Source organism: Streptomyces sp. AC627_RSS907 (assembly GCF_019049165.1).
The window spans coordinates 1-19,480 of the sequence record NZ_JAGMUE010000098.1 but is presented as its reverse complement, the minus strand read 5'-3'; the positions used below and the strand labels follow the sequence as shown (position 1 = coordinate 19,480).

Sequence of the window (19,480 nt, the reverse complement as noted above, 5' to 3'; positions counted from 1 at the left end):
CATCATGCCCCTGTGCGTTCCCCCGGCCCCCGCGCCCGCACTGCGCTCCGTCCTCACCGCTCTCTCCTCTCCCACCGCGGTCCGCGAGGCCCGAACTCCCTCCCTGCTCGGCGCCCAGGGACCCGTCACGCCCGAACTGCCGCTGCCCGTGCACGTGCTGGACGGGATCACGGCAGAGGGCGCGACGCAGACGCGACTGGCCGGATGGCGGTTCCTCATCCGCTGCGGCGACCGGGCGGTGGCGGCGGCGGACACCGTGCTGACCCCCGACGGCTGGGCGTTCTCGCACTTCTTCGAGGGTCCCTACGTGGCCTCGACCGAACGCGCGCTGCGTCAGGCCGAGACGATCCCCCAGTCCTGCCAACCGCGCCTGCTGTCGGTTCCAGGCCTGTACATGCTCACGCTGTGGCTGCACGGCGACTGCGCCGCGGACGCCGCCGCCGGCCACCCCGCCGCCACCGACCTGCTGGTGCCGCTGGCGCCGACACCTCCCGGCATCGCGGCCCACCGCCCGCACCGGGTAGCCGAGCTGCTGCCGGTCCTCACGCACCGGATGACGCCGACGCGGCTGCTGCGGTCCCCAGCCTGACGTGTCCGGCTCACACACCCGCGCGGACTAGCCCCATCCGGCCATGCAGAACCATCCGAAATGACAGTGTGGTGGAGATGAACCGTCCGCGCGGGTGACGCGTCCTCAAGCTGTGAGAAGCGGTGCTGCTGAATACCTGCGGATCGACGCCCGTGGGGCAACACTGGATTCCGACCGACTTACACAACGGGGGGCGGCAATGAACGACGCTTCACGCCGCGGTACAGACAAGACAGCTCACTCACCCATCACGACAGACCGAGAGAACCGAGCCATGTGTCAGCACCAGCCACCGTGCCCGTCAGCCGACTCCGCCGACCGGGAATCCGCCCGTCTCGTGGCGCATCACCCGGAACAGGGCTGGAGCCTGCTGTGCAACGGCGTCGTCCTCTTCGAGGACACCGGTGAGCTCCTGCCGGACGGTCAGGCCATCGCCCCGCACCGACCCGTCGGCGCGGGCCTGATGACCGTCGCCTGAGCACCGACCGGGCGGTGGGCGCCACCACACCGCCCGGTGACCCCCGGGGCCGGCCCGCGGACACCCCCGCGAACCGGCCCCGACGCAGGTCCGCGGACGGTCACGGTGCGCAGCCCCTCGTACGACCGGAGCAGGGCCACGGTCACGGACGTCGCACGCCGCGCGGGCGTCTCGGCAAGCCGGCCACCCGTACGGCGCTCCCCCGGTCCCGTGGCCCGCGCCCCACGGCCTCCCCCGCCGGACGCCCGGCACGGCATCACCCCGGTACGGGCCACCGTCGGCTCGTCCTGACCACGCCCGGAGCGCACCGCCCCCGGCCTGCGCCCTATCGTGACCGGCATGCAGTCCTACACGATCGGCCAGGCGGCGCGGCTGCTCGGCGTCAGCCCGGACACCGCCCGCCGTTGGGCCGACGCAGGCCGGATCACCACACACCGCGACGAGGGAGGACGGCGGCTCATCGACGGGCGCGACCTCGCCGCGTTCTCCGTCGACCTCGCCCGTTCCGGCGACATGGACGAGGAGACCCCGTACACCTCGGTCCGCAACGCCTTCCCCGGCATCGTGACCGCGATCAAGCTCGGCGACGTGGCGGCCCAGGTCGAGATTCAGGCCGGCCCGCACCGGCTGGTCTCCCTGCTGACCCGGGAGGCGGTCGAGGAACTCGGGCTGGAGGTCGGCATGGAGGCCACCGCCCGCGTGAAGTCGACAAACGTCCATGTCGACCGAGCATGACCCCGCCCCCGCGCCCCCGTACGAACGCACATGCCAGCCGTTCCACACCCTCAGCTCGCTCATGCGATGTTCCAGGTGACTTCTGCCTTGCAGATGCGGAAGTATGATGCGGACAACGAGGAGCCCGTCGTGCGCCCGGCCGACCGAGCCCGTCCGACTCCCGCCCCCAGCGCCGAGAGGGAGTGTCCCGTGATGACCCGTTCCGTACGCGGGCCCCGCCACGCCCGCCGGGCCCTGCGGGTGACCGGTGCGGGGGCCGCCGCCCTGCTGGCCCTGAGCGCGTGCTCGTCGTCCTCCGGCGCGGGTGCGGACTCGGATGCCGCCGGTTCCTCCACGTCCGCGAAGGTCTCCGGCCAGGTCACCGTCTTCGCCGCGGCCTCGCTCAAGGAGAGCTTCACCGCGCTCGGCGAGACGTTCGAGCGGCGGCACCCGGGCGCCCGGGTCACCTTCAACTTCGCCGGCAGCGACTCCCTCGCCGCCAGCATCACCAGCGGCGCCCCGGCGGACGTGTTCGCCTCCGCCAGCCCGAAGACCATGACCACCGTCACCGACGCCGGGGCGGCGGCCGGCACCCCGTCCACCTTCGTGCGCAACCAGCTGGAGATCGCCACCCTGCCGGGCAATCCCGAAGGGATCTCCTCCCTCGAGGACCTCACCGCGTCCGGCCTGAAGGTCGTCCTGTGCGACAGGACCGTGCCGTGCGGCGCCGCGGCGCAGAAGGCGCTGGAGGCCGGCGGTCTGCGGCTCAGCCCCGTCTCGTACGAACAGGACGTCAAGGCCGCGCTGACCAAACTCGAGCTGAAGGAGGCCGACGCGGCCGTCGTCTACAGGACGGACGTGAAGGCGGCCGGTGACAAGGTGGCGGGCGTGGAGTTCCCCGAGTCGGCCAAGGCCGTCAACGACTATCCGATCACCCTCCTAGAGGAGGCCCCCAACGCGGACGCGGGCAAGGCCTTCATCGAGCTGGTGAAGTCCCCCGAGGGCCAGAAGGTGCTCACCGGCGCCGGGTTCCGCACGCCATGACGAAGCGCGCGCCGGCCAGGTCCGCGGGGACCGGGGCCGACACCGTGACGGGACGACCGCGCCGCGTGCGCCGCGAGGGTGTCCGCGCGGTGCCCGTGCCGCTGCTGGTCCCCGCCCTCGTCGGCCTGGCCTTCCTGCTGCTGCCGCTGATCGCCCTGCTGGTTCGGGCGCCCTGGCGCGACCTGCCCGACCAGCTCGGCAGCCCCGAGGTGTGGCAGGCCCTGCGGCTGTCGCTGCTGTGCGCCACCTCGGCGACCGGACTGAGCCTGCTGATCGGGGTCCCGCTGGCCTGGCTGCTGGCCCGGGCCGAATTCCCCGGCCGCGGTTTCGTGCGCGCGCTGGTGACGCTGCCGCTCGTGCTGCCCCCGGTGGTGGGCGGCGTGGCACTCCTGCTGGCGTTCGGGCGCAACGGCGTCGTCGGCCAGTGGCTGGACGCCTGGTTCGGGATCACGCTGCCGTTCACGACGACGGGCGTCGTGCTCGCGGAGACGTTCGTGGCGATGCCGTTCCTGGTCATCAGCGTGGAGGGCACCCTTCGGGCCGCCGACCCGCGCTACGAGGAGGCCGCCACCACGCTGGGCGCCTCCCGGTTCACCGCGTTCCGCCGGGTGACCCTGCCGCTGATCGCCCCCGGCATCGCGGCGGGCGCCGTCCTGGCGTGGGCGCGGGCACTGGGAGAGTTCGGGGCGACGATCACGTTCGCGGGCAACTTCCCGGGCCGGACCCAGACCATGCCGCTCGCGGTCTACCTCGCCCTGCAGAACGACCCGGCGGCGGCGATCGCCCTCAGCCTGGTGCTGCTGGCGGTCTCCATCGCCGTACTGGCCGGTCTCCGGGACCGCTGGATGAGCGCGTCGTGACGGCGGGACGCGGCCGTCCGGACCGGCTGGACGAGGACGTCATGACGGAGACCGACCGGCCGGCCGCCGTGGCGGACCCCCGGGAGCGCGCGACCGACGGCGGCCTCGACGCCCGGCTCGTCGTGGACCGCGGCGCCTTCCGCCTGGACGTGGCGCTGACCGCCGCGCCCGGCGACGTCGTCGCGCTGCTCGGTCCCAACGGCGCCGGCAAGACCACCGCCCTGCGCGCGCTCGCCGGCCTGGTCCCCCTCACGGACGGACATCTGCGCCTCGACGGCACCCCGCTGGACCGTACGCCGCCCGAGTCCCGCCCGGTCGGCGTGGTCTTCCAGGACTACCTGCTCTTCCCGCACCTGACCGCGCTCGACAACGTGGCCTTCGGCCCGCGCTGCCGGGGCGCGACGAAGGCGCAGGCGCGGGCCCTCGCCGCGGCGTGGCTGGACCGCATGGGCCTGGCCGACCACGCCGGCGCCAAGCCGCGCCGCCTGTCCGGCGGCCAGGCCCAGCGCGTCGCCGTCGCCCGGGCCCTGGCCACCAACCCCCGGCTGCTCCTCCTGGACGAGCCCCTCGCCGCGCTGGACGCCCGCACGCGCCTGGAGGTCCGGGCCCAGCTCCGCCGTCATCTCGCCGAGTTCGAGGCCGTCGCCGTCCTGGTCACGCACGACCCGTTGGACGCGATGGTGCTCGCCGACCGGCTGGTCGTGGTCGAGCACGGCCAGGTCGTGCAGGAGGGCACCCCGGCCGACATCGCCCGGCGGCCCCGCACCGACTACATCGCGCAGCTGGTCGGCCTGAACCTCTACCGCGGCCGGTCCGACGGCCACACCGTACGGCTCGACGCCGGTCCCGCCGTCACCACCACCGAGGACCTGTCCGGTGCGGTCTTCGTGGCGTTCCCGCCCGGCGCGGTGACCCTGTACGGAGAACGTCCCACGGGCTCCAGCGCCCGCAACCTGTGGCGCTGCCGGGTCGCGGGCCTGGAGACCCACGGCGACCAGATCCGCGTGGACCTCACGGGCGAACTCCCGCTCGCCGCCGACCTCACCACGGTGGCGGCGGCCGAACTCGGCCTCCACCCGGGCGCGCCGGTGTGGGCGACGGTCAAGGCGACGCAGACCCACGCATACCCGGCCTGACGCCCTCACGGGGCTACGGTGCCCCCATGAGCCTGAGTATCCGCAACCAGCTCCCCGGCACCGTCACCGCCGTCACCCGGGGCGAGGCCATGGCGACGGTCGGGATCCGCCTCTCCGGCGGGCAGGACCTCACCGCGGCGATCACCCGGGACGCCGCCGACGAGCTGCGGCTGGCCGCCGGGACCGCCGTCCGGGCCCTGGTGAAGTCGACGGAGGTCGCCCTGGCCACCGGCCGGACCGACGGTCTGTCCATCCGCAACCGGCTGCCGGGCACGGTCACCCGCATCGCGCTCGGCGAGGCCATGGCGGCCGTCCACGTCACCATGGACGACGCCGAGCTCACCGCCGTGATCACGAAGGAGGCGGCCGAGGACCTGGGCCTCTTCGTGGGCTCCGACGTCGTCGCCCTGATCAAGTCGACGGAGGTAGCGCTCGCCACGGCGCGGCAAGGGTGAAGGCCCCCGCCCCGGAGGCGGTTTCTAGGGGCCTTCACCGCGGCCTGGTCAGTCCTCGTAGGCGTCCAGCGGCGGGCAGGAGCAGACGAGGTTGCGGTCACCGAAGGCCTGGTCGATGCGGCGCACCGGCGGCCAGTACTTGTCCGCGGCGACGACACCGGCCGGGAAGACGGCCTCCTCGCGCGCGTACGCGTGGTCCCAGTCGCCCCCGAGGGCACCGGCGGTGTGCGGCGCGTTGCGCAGCGGGTTGTCGTCCGCGGACCAGGCGCCGGAGCCGACCTTGTCGATCTCCGCGCGGATGGCGATCATGGCGTCGCAGAACCGGTCGAGCTCGGCCAGGTCCTCGGACTCGGTCGGCTCGATCATCAGCGTGCCGGCCACCGGGAACGACATCGTCGGCGCGTGGAAGCCGTAGTCGATCAGCCGCTTGGCGACGTCGTCGACGCTCACGCCGGTCGCCTTGGTCAGCGGGCGCAGGTCGATGATGCACTCGTGCGCGACCAGCCCGCCCGGACCGGTGTACAGCACCGGGAAGTGCGGCTCCAGCCGCTTGGCGATGTAGTTGGCGGACAGCACGGCCACCTGTGTGGCCCGCTTGAGCCCTTCGCCGCCCATCAGGCGGACGTACGACCACGAGATCGGCAGGATGCCGGCCGAGCCCCACGGCGCCGCGGAGATCGGACCGACGCCCGTCTGCGGACCGGCCGCGGGCTGCAGCGGGTGGTTGGGCAGGTACGGCGCCAGGTGCGACCGTACGGCCACGGGGCCGACGCCGGGACCGCCGCCGCCGTGCGGGATGCAGAACGTCTTGTGCAGGTTGAGGTGCGAGACGTCGCCGCCGAAGTGGCCCGGCTTGGCGAGGCCGACCAGGGCGTTGAGGTTGGCGCCGTCCACGTAGACCTGGCCGCCGGCGTCGTGCACCTGGGCGCAGATGTCGGCGACGTGCTCCTCGAAGACGCCGTGCGTGGAGGGGTAGGTGATCATCAGCACGGCCAGCTCGTCACGGTGCTGCTCGATCTTGGCCCGCAGGTCCTCGACGTCGATCTCGCCGTCCTCGGCGGTCTTGACGACGACGACCTTCATGCCGGCCATGACCGCGCTCGCGGCGTTGGTTCCGTGCGCGGAGGACGGGATGAGGCAGACGGTGCGCTGGTCGTCGCCGTTGGCGCGGTGGTAGGCGCGCACGGCGAGCAGTCCGGCGAACTCACCCTGCGACCCGGCGTTCGGCTGGAGCGACACCTTGTCGTACCCGGTGACCTCGGCGAGCCGCTCCTCCAGCTCGCGGATGAGGGTCAGGTAGCCCTGCGCCTGCTCGGCGGGCGCGAACGGGTGGAGCCGGCCGAACTCGGACCAGGTCACCGGCTCCATCTCGGTGGTCGCGTTGAGCTTCATGGTGCAGGAGCCCAGCGGGATCATGCCGCGGTCCAGCGCGTAGTCGCGGTCGGCGAGGCGGCGCAGGTAGCGCAGCATCGCGGTCTCAGACCGGTGCTGGTGGAAGACGGGGTGGGTCAGGAAGTCGTCGGTGCGCAGCAGCGCCTCGGGCAGCGACTCCCCGGTGACCGCGTCCAGCGCCTCGATGTCGCCCTCGACGCCGAAGGCGTTCCACACGCCGCCCACCTGCGCGCGCGTGGTGGTCTCGTCGCAGGCGAACGACACGTGGTCGGCGTCCACGAGACGCAGGTTGATGCCGTTCTCGCGGGCGGCGCCCACGACCTCGGCGGCCCGGCCCGGCACTCGCGCGGTGACGGTGTCGAAGTAGGAGCCGTGCACGATCTCCACGCCGCCGGCGGCGAGGCCCGCGGCAGTGATCGTCGCGTAGCGGTGCGTGCGCCGCGCGATGGCCCGCAGCCCCTCGGGCCCGTGGTACACGGCGTACATGCCGGCCATGACGGCCAGCAGCACCTGCGCGGTGCAGATGTTGCTGGTGGCCTTCTCCCGGCGGATGTGCTGCTCACGGGTCTGCAGGGCGAGGCGGTAGGCCTTGTTGCCGTCGGCGTCCACGGAGACGCCCACCAGGCGGCCGGGCAGGCTGCGCGCGAACTTCTCGTGCACGGCCATGTAGCCGGCGTGCGGGCCGCCGAAGCCCATCGGCACGCCGAAGCGCTGGGTCGTGCCGACCGCGATGTCCGCGCCCAGCTCGCCGGGCGGCGTCAGCAGGGTGAGGGCGAGCAGGTCGGCGGCGACGGTGACCAGCGCGCCGAGCTCGTGCGCCCGCTCGACGACCGGCTTGATGTCGCGAACGGCACCGGAGGCGCCCGGGTACTGGATGAGGACGCCGTTGATCTCCCGATCGGCGACCTCGGCCGGGATGCCCTCGGTGAGGTCGGCGACGACGACCTCGACGCCGGTCGGCTCGGCACGGGTCTGGAGCACGGCGATGGTCTGCGGCAGCGCGTCCGCGTCGACCAGGAAGAGGCCCTTCTTGTTCTTGCCCATGCGCCGGGACAGGGCCATCGCCTCGGCGGCGGCGGTGCCCTCGTCGAGCAGCGAGGCACCGGAGGTGGGCAGGCCGGTGAGCTCGGCCACCATGGTCTGGAAGTTCAGCAGGGCCTCGAGGCGCCCCTGGGAGATCTCCGGCTGGTACGGCGTGTACGCCGTGTACCAGGCCGGGTTCTCCATGACGTTGCGCAGGATGACCGGCGGGGTGAAGGTGCCGTAGTAGCCGAGGCCGATCATGGAGTCGAGGACCTGGTTGCGGTCGGCGAGGGAGCGCAGCTCGGCCAGGACCTCGGCCTCGGACCGCGCGCCCGGCAGGTCGAGAGCGTCGGCGTTCTTGATCACATCGGGCACCGCGGCGGCCGTCAGCTCGTCGAGCGAACCGTAGCCGACCTGCGCGAGCATCTTGGCCCGGGCCTCGGGGTCGGGGCCGATGTGGCGCTGCTCGAAGGGGGTTGCCTGTTCGAGCTCGGAGAGCGGCGTGCGATGGGCGGTCATTGCGGAGGCCTCCTGGTCTGACGCGACCTTCGAGGGGCACCACGGCGCGGGTACCCGGACGGCCTCCCCCTCTGTCATCTCGACCTGAGAGCTTCACCGGGCCGCCCGAGAGCTGCCGGCTTTCACCGTCGGTGAGAGCGGAAGCCGTCGACACCCGCCCTGCTTTCCAGAGTGACCTCGTCCGTGCGGTACGTGGGCCTGAGAGATTCCGGGGAGGATTTGCTCCTTCGGCGCCTCCGATGCTGTCTGGAGGACTCTCCCGCACGGGGTCAGCAGCCGTTTGTCAGCCTACCAGCGAGGCCGCCGCACGACGCTCGAGTGGCCGAGCGACCATATCTGCTCTTTTGTAGTACTTACGGATGATTCGGCGGCTGGTGTGCGACCCCAGTGCGACCAAGTGGAGGGCCCGTGCGTACTGACATCGACCCGCGCAATCTGATCGGCCGCAAGGCGTTCGACCGCAACGGCACCCGGATCGGCACCGTCGACGAGGTCTATCTCGACGACGCCACCGGCGTCCCCGAGTGGGCGGCCATACGCACCGGCCTCTTCAGCAGGGACGCCTTCGTGCCCCTGGAACCCAGCGAGCTGGTCGACGGAACCCTGCGCGTGCCCTTCGACCGGTCCCTGATCAAGGAGGCCCCCGACTTCGGCGTCGGCCGCCACCTCTCGCCGGAACAGGAACTCCAGCTCTACCACCACTACGGCCTCGACGTCGCCGCCCCTCCCCCGCTCCCCGACCGCGACTTCGGCAAGCTTGCGGGCAAGGGTCCCGAGGAGGGCTGACCCGCCCTCCGCCGGAGGGCCCCTCAACCGGGCGCCGGGTGCACCGAGCCCGCGGGGCCGCCCACCTCCGCGTCGGCAGCAGGTCGCGCCTCCCCGGTCGTGTCTCCCGCGTCCTCGGGTCTTCGTGCGACGGGCCGGACCAACGGGAGCGGGTCCGCCGGCGACAGGTCCGGGTCGTCCACCGGAAAGGTCCGCACCCGGCCCCTTGGCGAGTACGGCGTCTCGAACCGCACGGTGACCCGCCCCAGCCCGCTGCCCTGCACCCACCCGTGGCCGTACTCCGCGTGCCGCACGTCGTGCCCCGGCGGCCACCGGCGCTCGGCGGGCGCCGGAGGGTGCGCCTCGGCGGCCCCGGCGTCGGGCTCCTCGGCGTCTTCGCCGGCCCGGTCCCCGGCCGCCTGCGCGAACAGGTCCTCCTGCGTGTAGTCGGCGAGCCCGCTGACGCCGACCCCGAGCAGCCGCACGCCGCCCGTGGTGTCCACCGAGTCCAGCAGCCGGGCCGCCGCCTCCCGTACCACCGCCGGATCGTCCGTGGGCCCCCGCAGCGTCTCGGAGCGCGTCAGCGTGGAGAAGTCGTACCGCCGCACCTTGAGCACGATGGTCCGCCCGGACAGCCCGGACCCGCGCAGCCGTCGTACGCACCGGTCGGCCAGCCGCCGCACCTCCGAGCCGACCCGCACCCGGTCGTGGATGTCCACGTCGTACGTGTCCTCGACCGACACCGACTTGGTCTCCCGCTCCGCCACCACGGGCCGCTCGTCACGGGCCAGGGCCATGGCGTACAGGGCGTGCCCGTGCGCCTTGCCCAGGAGCCGTACGAGCTCGTCCTCGCCGGCCTCGGCGAGCTCGCCGACCGTGGTGATCCCGGCCCGCCGCAGGTGGTCACCCGTCGCCGGTCCCACACCGGGCAGCGTCCGGACGGACATCGGCTGCAGCATGGCCCGCTCCGTCCCCGGCCTGATCAGGACCAGCCCGTCGGGCTTGGCCTCCTCCGAGGCGATCTTGGCGAGCATCTTCGAGGCGGCCAGCCCCACCGATCCGGTCAGGCCGGTGACGGCCCTGATGTCGGTGCGCAGCTTCTCCCCGGCCAGCCGGGCCGCCTCCGCGTCGGCGGCCGCCCCGCCGGCCTCCAGGTCCACGAAGGCCTCGTCCAGGCTCAGCGGCTCCACCAGCGGCGACAGCGCGCGCAGCAGCCGCATCACCTGCTCGCTGATCGACCGGTAGAACTCGAAACGCGGGACGAGGTACGCCGCGTGGGGGGCGAGCCGCCGGGCCTGGCCCATGGGCATCGCCGAGTGGACACCGAAGACCCGCGCCTCGTACGAGGCGGTGGCGACCACCCCGCGCGGCCCGAGGCCGCCCACGACCACGGCCTTTCCGCGCAGGCTCGGCTTGGACGCCTGCTCCACCGAGGCGAAGAAGGCGTCCATGTCGAGATGCAGGATCGTGGGCGCGGTTCTCACATCTCCGATGCTGCCCTACGCCACTGACATTGCTCCGCCCGCGTGCCGCCGTGCGATGCCCCGCCCGCGTGCCACGGTGCTTCAGACGGCCCGGTTGCGGCGCCGCGCCAGCTCGTCCGCGGGGTTGTGCCCGATCAGGGTCTCCCCCGTGTCGATCCGCTCCCCGTGGAGCTGGGACAGCGCGCTCTCGACGTCCCGCCAGACCACGCCGACGGCGATTCCGAAGATGCCCTGGCCTCCCTGGAGCAGGGCGTGCACCTCGTCGGGCGACGTGCACTCGTAGACCGTGGCACCGTCACTCATCAACGTCATCCGCTCCAGGTCGCAGAAGCCGCGTTCCTTGAGGTGCTGGACGGCGCCACGGATGTTCTGGAGCGACACCCCGGTGTCGAGGAACCGCTTGACGATCTTCAGCACGACCACGTCACGGAAGCTGTACAGGCGCTGTGTCCCGGACCCGTGCGCGGGCCGCACACTGGGCTCGACCAGGCCGGTACGGGCCCAGTAGTCCAGCTGCCGGTAGGTGATCCCCGCGGCCGCACAGGCCGTCGGCCCGCGGTAGCCGATCTGCTCGGACGCCATGGACGCCGCCCCTCCGCTGCTCGGCACGGGAGCCGGTCGCTGCGGAGCGTGGCCGGCCGCGTCACCGTGCTGGGAATACCCCCCGCTCACGCGGAACCGAGAGTTCGGGGAAGGGTACGGGCCGCTCGTCCCGAGACTGTGCCCGGGACCACCCCCAGCCGTACCGTCGCCGCTGATTCTCACGCCGACCTCCGTCCTTGACCTGCCTCCTCGACGGTAGGCAGTCACCAAGGGTGCGTCAACGATCGCCACACTCGGCACGCCGAGTGATAATCACCCTACGAGTGGTTTCACGTGCCCCATCGCGGGGAAAGGCTAGCCGAATGTGCCCGGGCGGGGCCCGTCCGGCGCCCTGGAGAGTCTCGGCGCCCGCCTCTCACTGGTTGCTGGTTCCGAAGTCCTCCGGCGAGATCTGGTCGAGGAACTCGCGGAACTTCTCCACCTCGTCCTCCTGCTCGTCCGGGATGGCGATGCCGGCGTCGTCGAGCACCGTGTCACTGCCGTAGATCGGCGTTCCGGTGCGCAGGGCCAGCGCTATGGCGTCGGACGGCCTGGCGCTCACCTCGACCCCGCTCGCGAAGACCAGCTCGGCATAGAAGACCCCGTCCCGCAGGTCCGTGATGCGCACTTCCGTGAGCTCCTGGCCGACGGCCTCCAGCACGTCCTTGAAAAGGTCGTGGGTCAGTGGCCGTGCGGGAGCCATGCCCTGCTGGGCGAAGGCGATCGCCGTCGCCTCCCCAGGTCCGATCCAGATGGGAAGGTAACGGTCGCCTCCCACCTCGCGCAGCAGCACGATCGGTTGGTTGGAGGGCATCTCGACCCGGACACCTACGACATCGAGCTCGTTCACACAGCAACCCTAGGCCGTGCCCGGGACGTTTGGGTAGTCGGGCCGGGCACGGGTGGGAGATCCGGGTCCCGGAGCCGCCCGTTTCAGGGCAGGCGCACGCCGAGGGCGGTTTGCACCAGCGCCGCGTGCAGCTTCACGGCCAGCCCCGCCAGCTCCTTGGTGCGGGCCTCCGCGTGTGCCCTGGTCTGAGGGTTGCGGTGGCGCTTCAACGGGGCCACCACCTGGTCCACGAGTCCGGCCTCCCGGTCGGCGGCGGCCTTCATGACCCGCAGGTGCCGCGGCTCGATCCCGAACCGCCCCAACTGGACGACGAGCGAGGCGACGGTGACCGCCTCGGCGTCGTACGCCCCGTCGGGGAAGGCGGCGACCAGGCCGTAGGACTCCCACTCCTTGAGTTCCTGCTCGTCGATCCCGGCCGCGGCGAGCAGCTCGTCCCGGCCGATCCGGGCCGCCGTGGGCCCCTCGGCGGGCTCCGGCACGGGCTCCCCGTCCCGTTGCCTTCCCAGCGTCGGCAGCGGCACCGCCTCGCCGCGTTCCATGGCGTCCAGGTGCTCGCGGATCACTTTCAGCGGCAGGTAGTGATCCCGCTGCATGCGCAGCACCCGGCCGAGGCGCTCGACGTCGTGCGCGCTGAACTTGCGGTACCCGGCCGGGGTACGCCGCGGCTCGACGAGGCCCTCCGACTCCAAGAAGCGGATCTTGGAGATGGTGATGTCCGGGAACTCGTCCCGCAGCTCGTTCAGCACCGCGCCGATGCTCATCAGCCCAGCGTCCGTGGCGGCGGTACCGTGGCCGGCACCGCCGCTCGGTGTTTGAAGCATGGACCTTCCCTGGAGGTTCCCCCGGGCCGGAGCCCGGGGGCGGGTCAGTAACCCCGCTGGCTCGCGTAGAAGACCAGCCGGTACTTGCCGATCTGCACCTCGTCACCGTTCGACAGGGCGACCTGGTCGATGCGCTCGCGGTTGACGTACGTGCCGTTCAGGCTGCCGACGTCGGCCACCGTGAACGAGCCGTCCGGACTGCGGCGGAACTCCACGTGCCGCCGCGAGACCGTCACGTCGTCCAGGAAGATGTCGCTCTGCGGATGACGCCCGGCGGTGGTCAGCTCGCCGTCCAGCAGGAAGCGGCTGCCCGAGTTCGGGCCGCGGCGCACGACCAGGAGCGCCGAGCCCAGCGGCAGCGCGTCGACGGCCGCCTGCGCCTCCGGTGAGAGCGTCGGCACGGCCGTCTGGCCGGTGGCCTCGGCGTCGTACGCCTCCAGACCGGAGATGGAGATCGTGGAGGTCGTCTCGGACGCACGCTCCGGGACCGCCCCCGCACGCAGCGGTGCGCCGCAGTTGGAGCAGAAGCGGCTGTTCTCCGCGTTGCGGTTACCGCACCTCGTACACACCAGGGCCGACATGGACGGATCCTCCTGCCGCGGCTGCCCCGCCGGGGCATTCGACGCGTACGGGCCGGGGGCGAACCCTCCACCCGCACCTGAGGCCGACGGCTGCCCGAAACCTATGCCGCCGGACTGCGCCGGGTCCACGGACGGCGCGCCCGGGCCAGCCACCTGGTCCCGGTACATCGGGCGGCGGCCCTCCGCGTCGGGCTGTGCACGATGGCGAGCGGTCGCGTTGTCGCTGCCCTCTCGCGCGCTCTTGCCGAACAACTTCGCAAACAACTTCACGGGCGATTCCCCTTGACCGAAACAGACCCGCCCGTGGGGCAGGACGAACCCTGACTGAACGTACTGACCGACCCGGACACCTTCACAACGTCCGTCTCCACCAGACAGTTTCCACCACGCACCACCCAATCGGTGCGCCGACCCCCCGCAACCTCATGCCCTCGCCGGACGCCCCCCATGCACCACCGGTTCACCGGGAGGACGACCGAGCGTAGTCAGGCCGCTTCGCTGCTCGCAAGGCGTCCACGACGATCTTGCTCGACCGCTCAACAGTAACCGTGGCCTGTTCCTTCTCCAGAGTCTGCACCACGCCTCCCGGGATGTTGAGGGCTGGTTCGAGGTCCTGCGGCTTGCCGATGACCTGGAAACGATAGGGCGCGTTGATCTTGTTCCCGTCGACGCTCACGCTCTTGTCGGAGTCCGTGAGGTACGTGCCCGCCACCACCCGCACATCGTTCACCTGGATCGCCTCCGCGCCCGCCGCGCGCAGCTCCTGGATCGCGTCGAGCAGCATGTCCGCCTCGACCGTTCCCTTCGTGTCCTCGACCGTCACCGTGATACCGGGCCCCTGCGCGGCCACGGTGCCCGCGAGGATGCCGAGTTGCCGCTCCTTTTCGAGTGTCTGCTTGCGGGCCTCCTCCGCCTGGTCGGAGCTGTTCTCCAGCTCGTCGCGCTGCTTCTCGAGACCCTGCTTCTCGTCTTCAAGACGCTGAGTACGGTCATCCAGTTCATCGAGGATGCGGACCAGATCCTCCTGCCGGGCGCCGCGCAGCGCGCTGTCGCCTTCGCTGTTCGACGCCACCTGGACCGCGAGGCCGAAGCCGAGGCCGAACAGGAGCAGCGCGACGATGAGTTGGGCCCGGGTGAGGCGCGGCGGCCACAGTCCCTTGACGAGCCGCTGCCGACCGGTCGGACCGGGCCGGTCCCCCGACGGGTCCGGCTGCCGGTCCGCCCCCGTGGCGCCGCCTGTCCTGGCAGCGCCTGCCGGGACGTCCGCGGCCGGGGACCGCGCCGGCCGAACCTCTTCGGGGAGCTCCCTGCGCAGCCTGTTCGCGGGCTGCTGATCCTGTTCGCTCATCGGCCTCACGCCCGGAACACGTGCCGGCGGATCGCCGCGGCGTTGGAGAAGATGCGGATGCCGAGGACGACGACGACACCGGTGGACAGCTGGGCCCCGACGCCCAGCTTGTCGCCCAGGAACACGATCAGCGCGGCCACGACCACGTTCGACAGGAACGACACCACGAAGACCTTGTCGTCGAAGATGCCGTCGAGCATGGCCCGCAGTCCGCCGAAGACGGCGTCCAGCGCCGCCACGACGGCGATCGGGAGGTACGGCTCGACGGCCGCCGGCACCTCGGGCCGGACCAACAGGCCGGCCACGACTCCCACGACGAGGCCCAGTACGGCGATCACGATGTGCCCTTCTCGGTTATCGGCTGTGCTGTTCGTACGATCACGCTCGGTGCGGCCGGCAGCTCCAGGTCGTCCACGACGGACAGCGCCGTCCGGATGCCGTAGCTCTCCTGCAGGGCATGCAGGTAGAGCCCGTCGGCGCTGTCCTGGAACCGGGTGCTGAGCCGCTCACCGTCCCCCACCGCGAGCACCGTGTACGGCGGCACCAGCGGCCTGTTGTCGACCAGTATGGCGTCACCCGCGGCCCTGATCGCCGAGAGCGCCGTCAGCCGCTGCCCGTTGATGGAGATCGCCTCGGCCCCCGACTCCCACAGGCCGTTGACCGTCCGCTGCATGTCCCGGTCCCGCACCCGGCCGGTGTCGGAGAACCCGGAGGTGCCGCGCGGCTGTCCGTCACCGTCCGTGGCGACGTCCTCGGCGTCGTCCACGACGAGCTTCACTCCCGGGCCGTGCACCGCGACGGCGCCCGCCAGGACGCCCACCAGGTCGGACCGGTCGCCGTCGCCGCTCTTCGCCAGCGCCTCGCGCTGCCGCGCGCCCACGTCGGCGCGTAGTTCGTCGACGCTCTCCTCGAGCTCGTCCGCCGCCGAAGTCTCCCCCTCGATACGGTCGATGAGCTCCTCACGCTCCTTGGCGACGACGGGAGCGGCGACACGGGCCTGGGCCGCGCCGACCGTCACGACCAGCGCCGCCAGCACCAGGCCGACGGCCAGCCCGAGCTTGGCCCGCAGGGTCCGTGGCATTCCGGCGACGCCTTCGGCCTTCTTCCGCGCGGCCGCTTCGGCGTATCCGTCGTCGAGGCTGTGGTCCATGACGCTGGTGATCAACGACATGGACGCGTCCGGGCGCGCGGGCCGCGTGGATGTGCTCCGAACGGGGGGTTGCTGCGGCATGCCGCACATCGTCGCACGCCGCGGCCGCTACCTCCGAACGGCCCCACCGGCGTGCCGGACAGGCCCCCTTGGGGACACGTGTCCGGCACGCACGCGTGCGGTGCGGTCTACCGGCCCGCGCTGTCCACCACCGCGGACCACTCGTCGAGCAGGGCCTGCGCGGAGGCGTCGTCGGGCCCCTCGGCCCACAGGTGGGTGACCGCCTCGGCCGGGTCGGGCAGCACCATCACCCATCGCCCGTCGGTCTCCACCACGCGAACGCCGTCCGTGGTGTCCACGAAGCGGTCTCCGGCCGCCTCGACGACCCGCCGCATCACCAGGCCCTTGACGGCCCAGGGGGTGGCCAGATCGCGCCTGAGGACGTGCGCCCGCGGGATCCGCGCGTCGATCTGGCTGAGCGTGAGCTGCGTCCGCGCCACCAGGCCGATCAGCCGCACGAAGGCCGCCGTACCGTCGTAGACGCTGCTGAACTCCGGGACGATGAAGCCGCCCTTGCCGTCGCCGCCGAAGATGGTCCCTTCCTCGCCCCCGACCCGTGTCAGGTCGTCGGGTGAGGTGGTCGTCCACTCGACCTGGGTGCCGTGGTACGCCGCGACCTGCTCGGCGATCCTGGTGGTCGTCACCGGCAGCGCGACGCGGCCGCTGCGCCGCTCTGCCGCGATCAGGTCCAGCATGACCAGCAGCGCTCGGTCGTCCTCGATGATGCGCCCCTTCTCGTCGACGAGCGACAGCCGCTCACCGACCGGGTCGAACCGCACACCGAACGCGGCCCGCGAGGACGCCACGATCTCTCCCAGCCGCACCAGCCCCGACCGCCGCATGTCGGCCGACTCGGTCGGCCGGGACTCGTCGAGACCCGGGTTGATCGTCAGGGAGTCGACGCCCAGTTTCCCCAGCAGGCTGGGCAGCACCAGTCCCGCGCTGCCGTTCGAGGCGTCGACGACCACCTTGAGCCCGGACTCGGAGATCCCCGTGGTGTCGACGTTCCGCAGCAGCGACCCGGTGTACGAGTCGAACACGCTGGACGGGAAGTGCAGGTCCCCGATCTCCCCGGGGAACGCCCGCCGGTACTCCTGCCGCGCGAACACCCGGTCCAGCTTCCGCTGGCTGCCCTGCGAGAGGTCGGCGCCCTGTCCGTCGAAGAACATGATGTCCACGGAGTCCGGCACCCCGGGCGTGGTCCGGATCATGATCCCGCCGGCACTGCCCCGCGCGGTCTGCTGCCGCGCCACGGGCAGCGGTACGTTCTCCAGGTCCCGTACGTCGATGGCGCTGGCCTGCAGCGCGGAGATCACCGCCCGCTTCAGCGCCCGGGCACCGCGGGAGTGGTCGCGGGCCGTGGTGACGGTTGAGCCCTTCTTCAGCGTGGTGGCGTAGGCGCCGGCCAGCCGTACGGCCAGTTCCGGCGTGATCTCCACGTTCAGGATGCCGGACACCCCGCGGGCGCCGAAGAGGTGCGCCTGGCCCCGGGACTCCCAGATGACCGAGGTGTTGACGAAGGCACCGGCCTCGATGGTCTTGAACGGGTAGACCCGCACATTGCCCTGCACGATCGATTCTTCACCGACCAGGCACTCGTCACCGATGACTGCGCCGTCCTCGATCCGCGCGGCACGCATGATGTCGGTGTTCTTGCCGACGACGCAGCCCCGCAGATTGCTGTGCGGTCCGACGTACACGTTGTCGTGGACGACGGCCTTGTGCATGAAGGCGCCGGTCTTGACGACGACGTTGGAGCCGACGACCGTGTGTTCCCGGATCTCGGCGCCTGCCTCCACCTTGGCGTAGTCGCCGATGTAGAGGGGCCCGCGGAGCACGGCGTCGGGGTGCACCTCGGCGCCCTCGGCCACCCATACGCCGGGTGAGATCTCGAAGCCGTCGATGTCGACGTCGACCTTGCCCTCGAGGACGTCGGCCTGTGCCTTCACGTAGCTCTCGTGCGTGCCGACGTCCTCCCAGTAGCCCTCGGCGACGTAGCCGTAGACGGGCTTGCCTTCCTTCATCAGCTGCGGGAAGACGTCACCGGACCAGTCCACGGGCACGTCGGGGTCGACGTAGTCGAAGACCTCGGGCTCCATCACGTAGATACCGGTGTTCACGGTGTCCGAGAACACCTGGCCCCAGGTCGGCTTCTCCAGGAAGCGCTCGACCTTGCCCTCTTCGTCGACGATGGTGATGCCGAATTCCAGCGGGTTGGGCACACGCGTCAGACACACGGTGACGAGCGCGCCCTTCTCCTTGTGGAAATTGATCAGGTCGGTGAGGTCGAAGTCGGTCAGGGCATCACCGGAAATGACGAGGAAGGCGTCGTCCTTCAACGCCTCCTCGGCGTTCTTGACGCTTCCCGCGGTACCGAGTGGCTTCTCCTCATTGGCATAGGTGAGCTCCATCCCGAGCTCCTCACCGTCACCGAAGTAGTTCTTGACCAGCGAGGCCAGGAACTGGACGGTGACGACGGTCTCGTTGAGCCCGTGCCTTTTGAGCAGCCGCAGTACGTGCTCCATGATCGGCCGGTTGACCACCGGCAGGAGCGGCTTGGGCATGCTCGAGGTCATGGGGCGAAGGCGCGTGCCTTCGCCGCCAGCCATCACGACGGCCTTCATGTCGGAAGCGTCCTCCTGTAAGAGACGACGGTTAAGCCGACTTCCCCCGTCCAGGGTCCCGCACTTTTCCACCGCGGGCCATCCGGCCACCGGGACCACACATTCGGCGGGTTCAATCGGCCGTGGTGTCCGCACGTACCAAGCGGCGGACCTGCACCACGTAGAGAACACCTGCCCACCAGTACAGGGTTGTACCCCATCCGGCGAACGCCCATCCGAAAACAGCAGCGAGTGACGCGATCCACCCGGTTCCGTCACTCAGCAGAAGCAGCGGGAAGGCATACATGAGGTTGAAGGTGGCGGCCTTCCCGAGGAAGTTCACCTGCGGCGGCGGATAGCCGTGACGCCGGAGGATGGCCACCATCACCAGCAGGACCGCTTCCCTGGCAAGCAGTACAAGCGTCAACCAGAGGGGGAGAATCTCGCGCCAGGTGAGGCCCACCAGCGTCGACAGAATGTAAAGCCGGTCGGCTGCCGGGTCCAGGAGCCGGCCCAGGCTGCTGATCTGGTTCCAGCGACGAGCGAGCTTCCCGTCCAGGTAGTCACTGATCCCGCTCAGCGCCAGCACCAGCAGTGCCCAGCCGTCGCTCTTCGGCCCACCGAACTCCGGCCTGAGAATCAGCCACAGGAAGAGGGGCACACCGACGAGGCGCGCCATGCTGAGGATGTTCGGGATGGTGAGGACCCGGTCGGTCTGCACGCGGGTCTCCTGGACCTCCACGCGGGAGCCTCCTGGGGTAACGAGCGAATGATGCTCCCTGACCTTACCTCAACGCAAAAAAGCTCTGACTCCCGGGCTGTATGCCCGGGAGTCAGAGCTCTAATAATTGTTCGGCGGCGTCCTACTCTCCCACAGGGTCCCCCCTGCAGTACCATCGGCGCTGTAAGGCTTAGCTTCCGGGTTCGGAATGTAACCGGGCGTTTCCCCTACGCTATGACCACCGAAACACTATGAAACAATCAACCGCACCACGCACATAAAACGTGGGGTTGTTCGTGGTTTCA

At 71.2% G+C, this 19,480-nt stretch carries 18 protein-coding genes, 1 rRNA gene, 1 pseudogene and 1 riboswitch; of the genes and pseudogenes, 8 read left to right on the top strand and 12 right to left on the bottom strand.

Features of this window, described 5'->3' with window-relative positions; translation table 11 throughout:
* The first annotated feature begins 4 nt into the window (after positions 1-4).
* From KUM32_RS21635 to KUM32_RS21605, 7 genes are all read left to right on the top strand, one after another.
* Positions 5-589: a hypothetical protein gene (locus KUM32_RS21635; RefSeq protein ID WP_217143707.1), complete on the top strand. Its 585-nt coding sequence runs from the start codon at positions 5-7 to the stop codon at positions 587-589.
* Between the two features lie 274 nt (positions 590-863).
* Positions 864-1,067 (top strand): DUF5999 family protein, encoded by a 204-nt coding sequence (locus KUM32_RS21630; RefSeq protein WP_217143582.1) that lies wholly within the window; start codon positions 864-866, stop codon positions 1,065-1,067.
* A gap of 339 nt (positions 1,068-1,406) precedes the next feature.
* Positions 1,407-1,802 carry a molybdopterin-binding protein gene (locus tag KUM32_RS21625; protein WP_217143581.1) on the top strand — a complete coding sequence of 132 codons (396 nt, stop codon included), beginning with the start codon at positions 1,407-1,409 and terminating at the stop codon, positions 1,800-1,802.
* A 192-nt stretch (positions 1,803-1,994) separates the two neighbouring features.
* Positions 1,995-2,825 (top strand): molybdate ABC transporter substrate-binding protein, encoded by an 831-nt coding sequence (gene modA, locus KUM32_RS21620; RefSeq protein ID WP_217143580.1) that lies wholly within the window; start codon positions 1,995-1,997, stop codon positions 2,823-2,825.
* Positions 2,822-3,685 carry an ABC transporter permease gene (locus KUM32_RS21615; RefSeq protein WP_217143579.1) on the top strand — a complete coding sequence of 288 codons (864 nt, stop codon included), beginning with the start codon at positions 2,822-2,824 and terminating at the stop codon, positions 3,683-3,685. Before modA ends, KUM32_RS21615 begins: the two co-directional genes overlap by 4 nt.
* Before the next feature lie 41 nt (positions 3,686-3,726).
* Positions 3,727-4,821: an ABC transporter ATP-binding protein gene (locus KUM32_RS21610; protein WP_217143706.1), complete on the top strand. Its 1,095-nt coding sequence runs from the start codon at positions 3,727-3,729 to the stop codon at positions 4,819-4,821.
* Between the two features lie 26 nt (positions 4,822-4,847).
* Positions 4,848-5,276, top strand: a complete 429-nt coding sequence (locus KUM32_RS21605) for a molybdopterin-binding protein (protein WP_217143578.1) — start codon at positions 4,848-4,850, stop codon at positions 5,274-5,276.
* A gap of 48 nt (positions 5,277-5,324) precedes the next feature.
* Here the strand turns inward: KUM32_RS21605 and gcvP are convergent, their stop codons facing one another.
* A complete protein-coding gene (gcvP, locus tag KUM32_RS21600) occupies positions 5,325-8,210 on the bottom strand; it encodes an aminomethyl-transferring glycine dehydrogenase (RefSeq protein ID WP_217143577.1) in 2,886 nt (961 codons plus the stop codon).
* 176 nt (positions 8,211-8,386) lie between these two features.
* A riboswitch (glycine riboswitch) is annotated at positions 8,387-8,482 on the bottom strand.
* A 136-nt stretch (positions 8,483-8,618) separates the two neighbouring features.
* Here gcvP and KUM32_RS21595 point away from each other — a divergent pair.
* The gene (locus KUM32_RS21595) at positions 8,619-8,996 is read left to right on the top strand and encodes a PRC-barrel domain-containing protein (RefSeq protein WP_217143576.1); all 378 of its coding nucleotides are present in this window, start codon (positions 8,619-8,621) and stop codon (positions 8,994-8,996) included.
* Here the strand turns inward: KUM32_RS21595 and KUM32_RS21590 are convergent.
* The 11 genes and pseudogenes from KUM32_RS21590 to rrf form a co-directional block, all read right to left on the bottom strand.
* Positions 8,912-10,459: pseudogene (locus KUM32_RS21590) on the bottom strand (DNA polymerase IV). The gene KUM32_RS21595 and the pseudogene KUM32_RS21590 sit on opposite strands and share 85 nt — an antisense overlap.
* Before the next feature lie 81 nt (positions 10,460-10,540).
* Positions 10,541-11,224 (bottom strand): MerR family transcriptional regulator, encoded by a 684-nt coding sequence (locus tag KUM32_RS21585; protein WP_217143575.1) that lies wholly within the window; start codon positions 11,222-11,224, stop codon positions 10,541-10,543.
* A 193-nt stretch (positions 11,225-11,417) separates the two neighbouring features.
* Positions 11,418-11,891 (bottom strand): bifunctional nuclease family protein, encoded by a 474-nt coding sequence (locus KUM32_RS21580; protein ID WP_030189411.1) that lies wholly within the window; start codon positions 11,889-11,891, stop codon positions 11,418-11,420.
* Between the two features lie 83 nt (positions 11,892-11,974).
* The gene (locus KUM32_RS21575) at positions 11,975-12,712 is read right to left on the bottom strand and encodes a MerR family transcriptional regulator (protein WP_217143574.1); all 738 of its coding nucleotides are present in this window, start codon (positions 12,710-12,712) and stop codon (positions 11,975-11,977) included.
* Between the two features lie 44 nt (positions 12,713-12,756).
* Complete coding sequence (locus KUM32_RS21570; protein WP_217143573.1) at positions 12,757-13,692, bottom strand: FHA domain-containing protein; 936 nt, start codon at positions 13,690-13,692, stop codon at positions 12,757-12,759.
* A gap of 61 nt (positions 13,693-13,753) precedes the next feature.
* Positions 13,754-14,641, bottom strand: a complete 888-nt coding sequence (locus KUM32_RS21565; protein ID WP_217143572.1) for a DUF881 domain-containing protein — start codon at positions 14,639-14,641, stop codon at positions 13,754-13,756.
* A 5-nt stretch (positions 14,642-14,646) separates the two neighbouring features.
* The gene (locus tag KUM32_RS21560; RefSeq protein ID WP_003977440.1) at positions 14,647-14,979 is read right to left on the bottom strand and encodes a small basic family protein; all 333 of its coding nucleotides are present in this window, start codon (positions 14,977-14,979) and stop codon (positions 14,647-14,649) included.
* Positions 14,976-15,812, bottom strand: a complete 837-nt coding sequence (locus KUM32_RS21555; protein ID WP_254405921.1) for a DUF881 domain-containing protein — start codon at positions 15,810-15,812, stop codon at positions 14,976-14,978. Before KUM32_RS21555 ends, KUM32_RS21560 begins: the two co-directional genes overlap by 4 nt.
* Positions 15,813-15,979: 167 nt before the next feature.
* Entirely contained in the window at positions 15,980-18,475 is a 2,496-nt protein-coding gene (locus tag KUM32_RS21550) for a mannose-1-phosphate guanyltransferase (protein WP_217143570.1), read from the bottom strand.
* Between the two features lie 112 nt (positions 18,476-18,587).
* The gene (locus tag KUM32_RS21545) at positions 18,588-19,196 is read right to left on the bottom strand and encodes a CDP-alcohol phosphatidyltransferase family protein (protein WP_217143569.1); all 609 of its coding nucleotides are present in this window, start codon (positions 19,194-19,196) and stop codon (positions 18,588-18,590) included.
* Positions 19,197-19,304: 108 nt separating this feature from the next.
* A 5S ribosomal RNA gene (rrf, locus tag KUM32_RS21540) occupies positions 19,305-19,421 on the bottom strand.
* Positions 19,422-19,480: the final 59 nt, after the last annotated feature.

Excerpts from the sequence above, each read along its gene's own strand:
- modA (WP_217143580.1), top strand. The coding sequence starts at position 1,995 with ATGACCCGTTCCGTACGCGGGCCCCGCCACGCCCGCCGGGCCCTGCGG.
- KUM32_RS21565 (WP_217143572.1), bottom strand. The coding sequence starts at position 14,641 with ATGAGCGAACAGGATCAGCAGCCCGCGAACAGGCTGCGCAGGGAGCTC.
- KUM32_RS21575 (WP_217143574.1), bottom strand. The coding sequence starts at position 12,712 with ATGCTTCAAACACCGAGCGGCGGTGCCGGCCACGGTACCGCCGCCACG.
- gcvP (WP_217143577.1), bottom strand. The coding sequence starts at position 8,210 with ATGACCGCCCATCGCACGCCGCTCTCCGAGCTCGAACAGGCAACCCCC.
- KUM32_RS21555 (WP_254405921.1), bottom strand. The coding sequence starts at position 15,812 with ATGTCGTTGATCACCAGCGTCATGGACCACAGCCTCGACGACGGATAC.
- KUM32_RS21550 (WP_217143570.1), bottom strand. The coding sequence starts at position 18,475 with ATGAAGGCCGTCGTGATGGCTGGCGGCGAAGGCACGCGCCTTCGCCCC.
- KUM32_RS21635 (WP_217143707.1), top strand. The coding sequence starts at position 5 with ATGCCCCTGTGCGTTCCCCCGGCCCCCGCGCCCGCACTGCGCTCCGTC.
- KUM32_RS21610 (WP_217143706.1), top strand. The coding sequence starts at position 3,727 with ATGACGGAGACCGACCGGCCGGCCGCCGTGGCGGACCCCCGGGAGCGC.
- KUM32_RS21625 (WP_217143581.1), top strand. The coding sequence starts at position 1,407 with ATGCAGTCCTACACGATCGGCCAGGCGGCGCGGCTGCTCGGCGTCAGC.
- KUM32_RS21630 (WP_217143582.1), top strand. The coding sequence starts at position 864 with ATGTGTCAGCACCAGCCACCGTGCCCGTCAGCCGACTCCGCCGACCGG.
- KUM32_RS21605 (WP_217143578.1), top strand. The coding sequence starts at position 4,848 with ATGAGCCTGAGTATCCGCAACCAGCTCCCCGGCACCGTCACCGCCGTC.
- KUM32_RS21615 (WP_217143579.1), top strand. The coding sequence starts at position 2,822 with ATGACGAAGCGCGCGCCGGCCAGGTCCGCGGGGACCGGGGCCGACACC.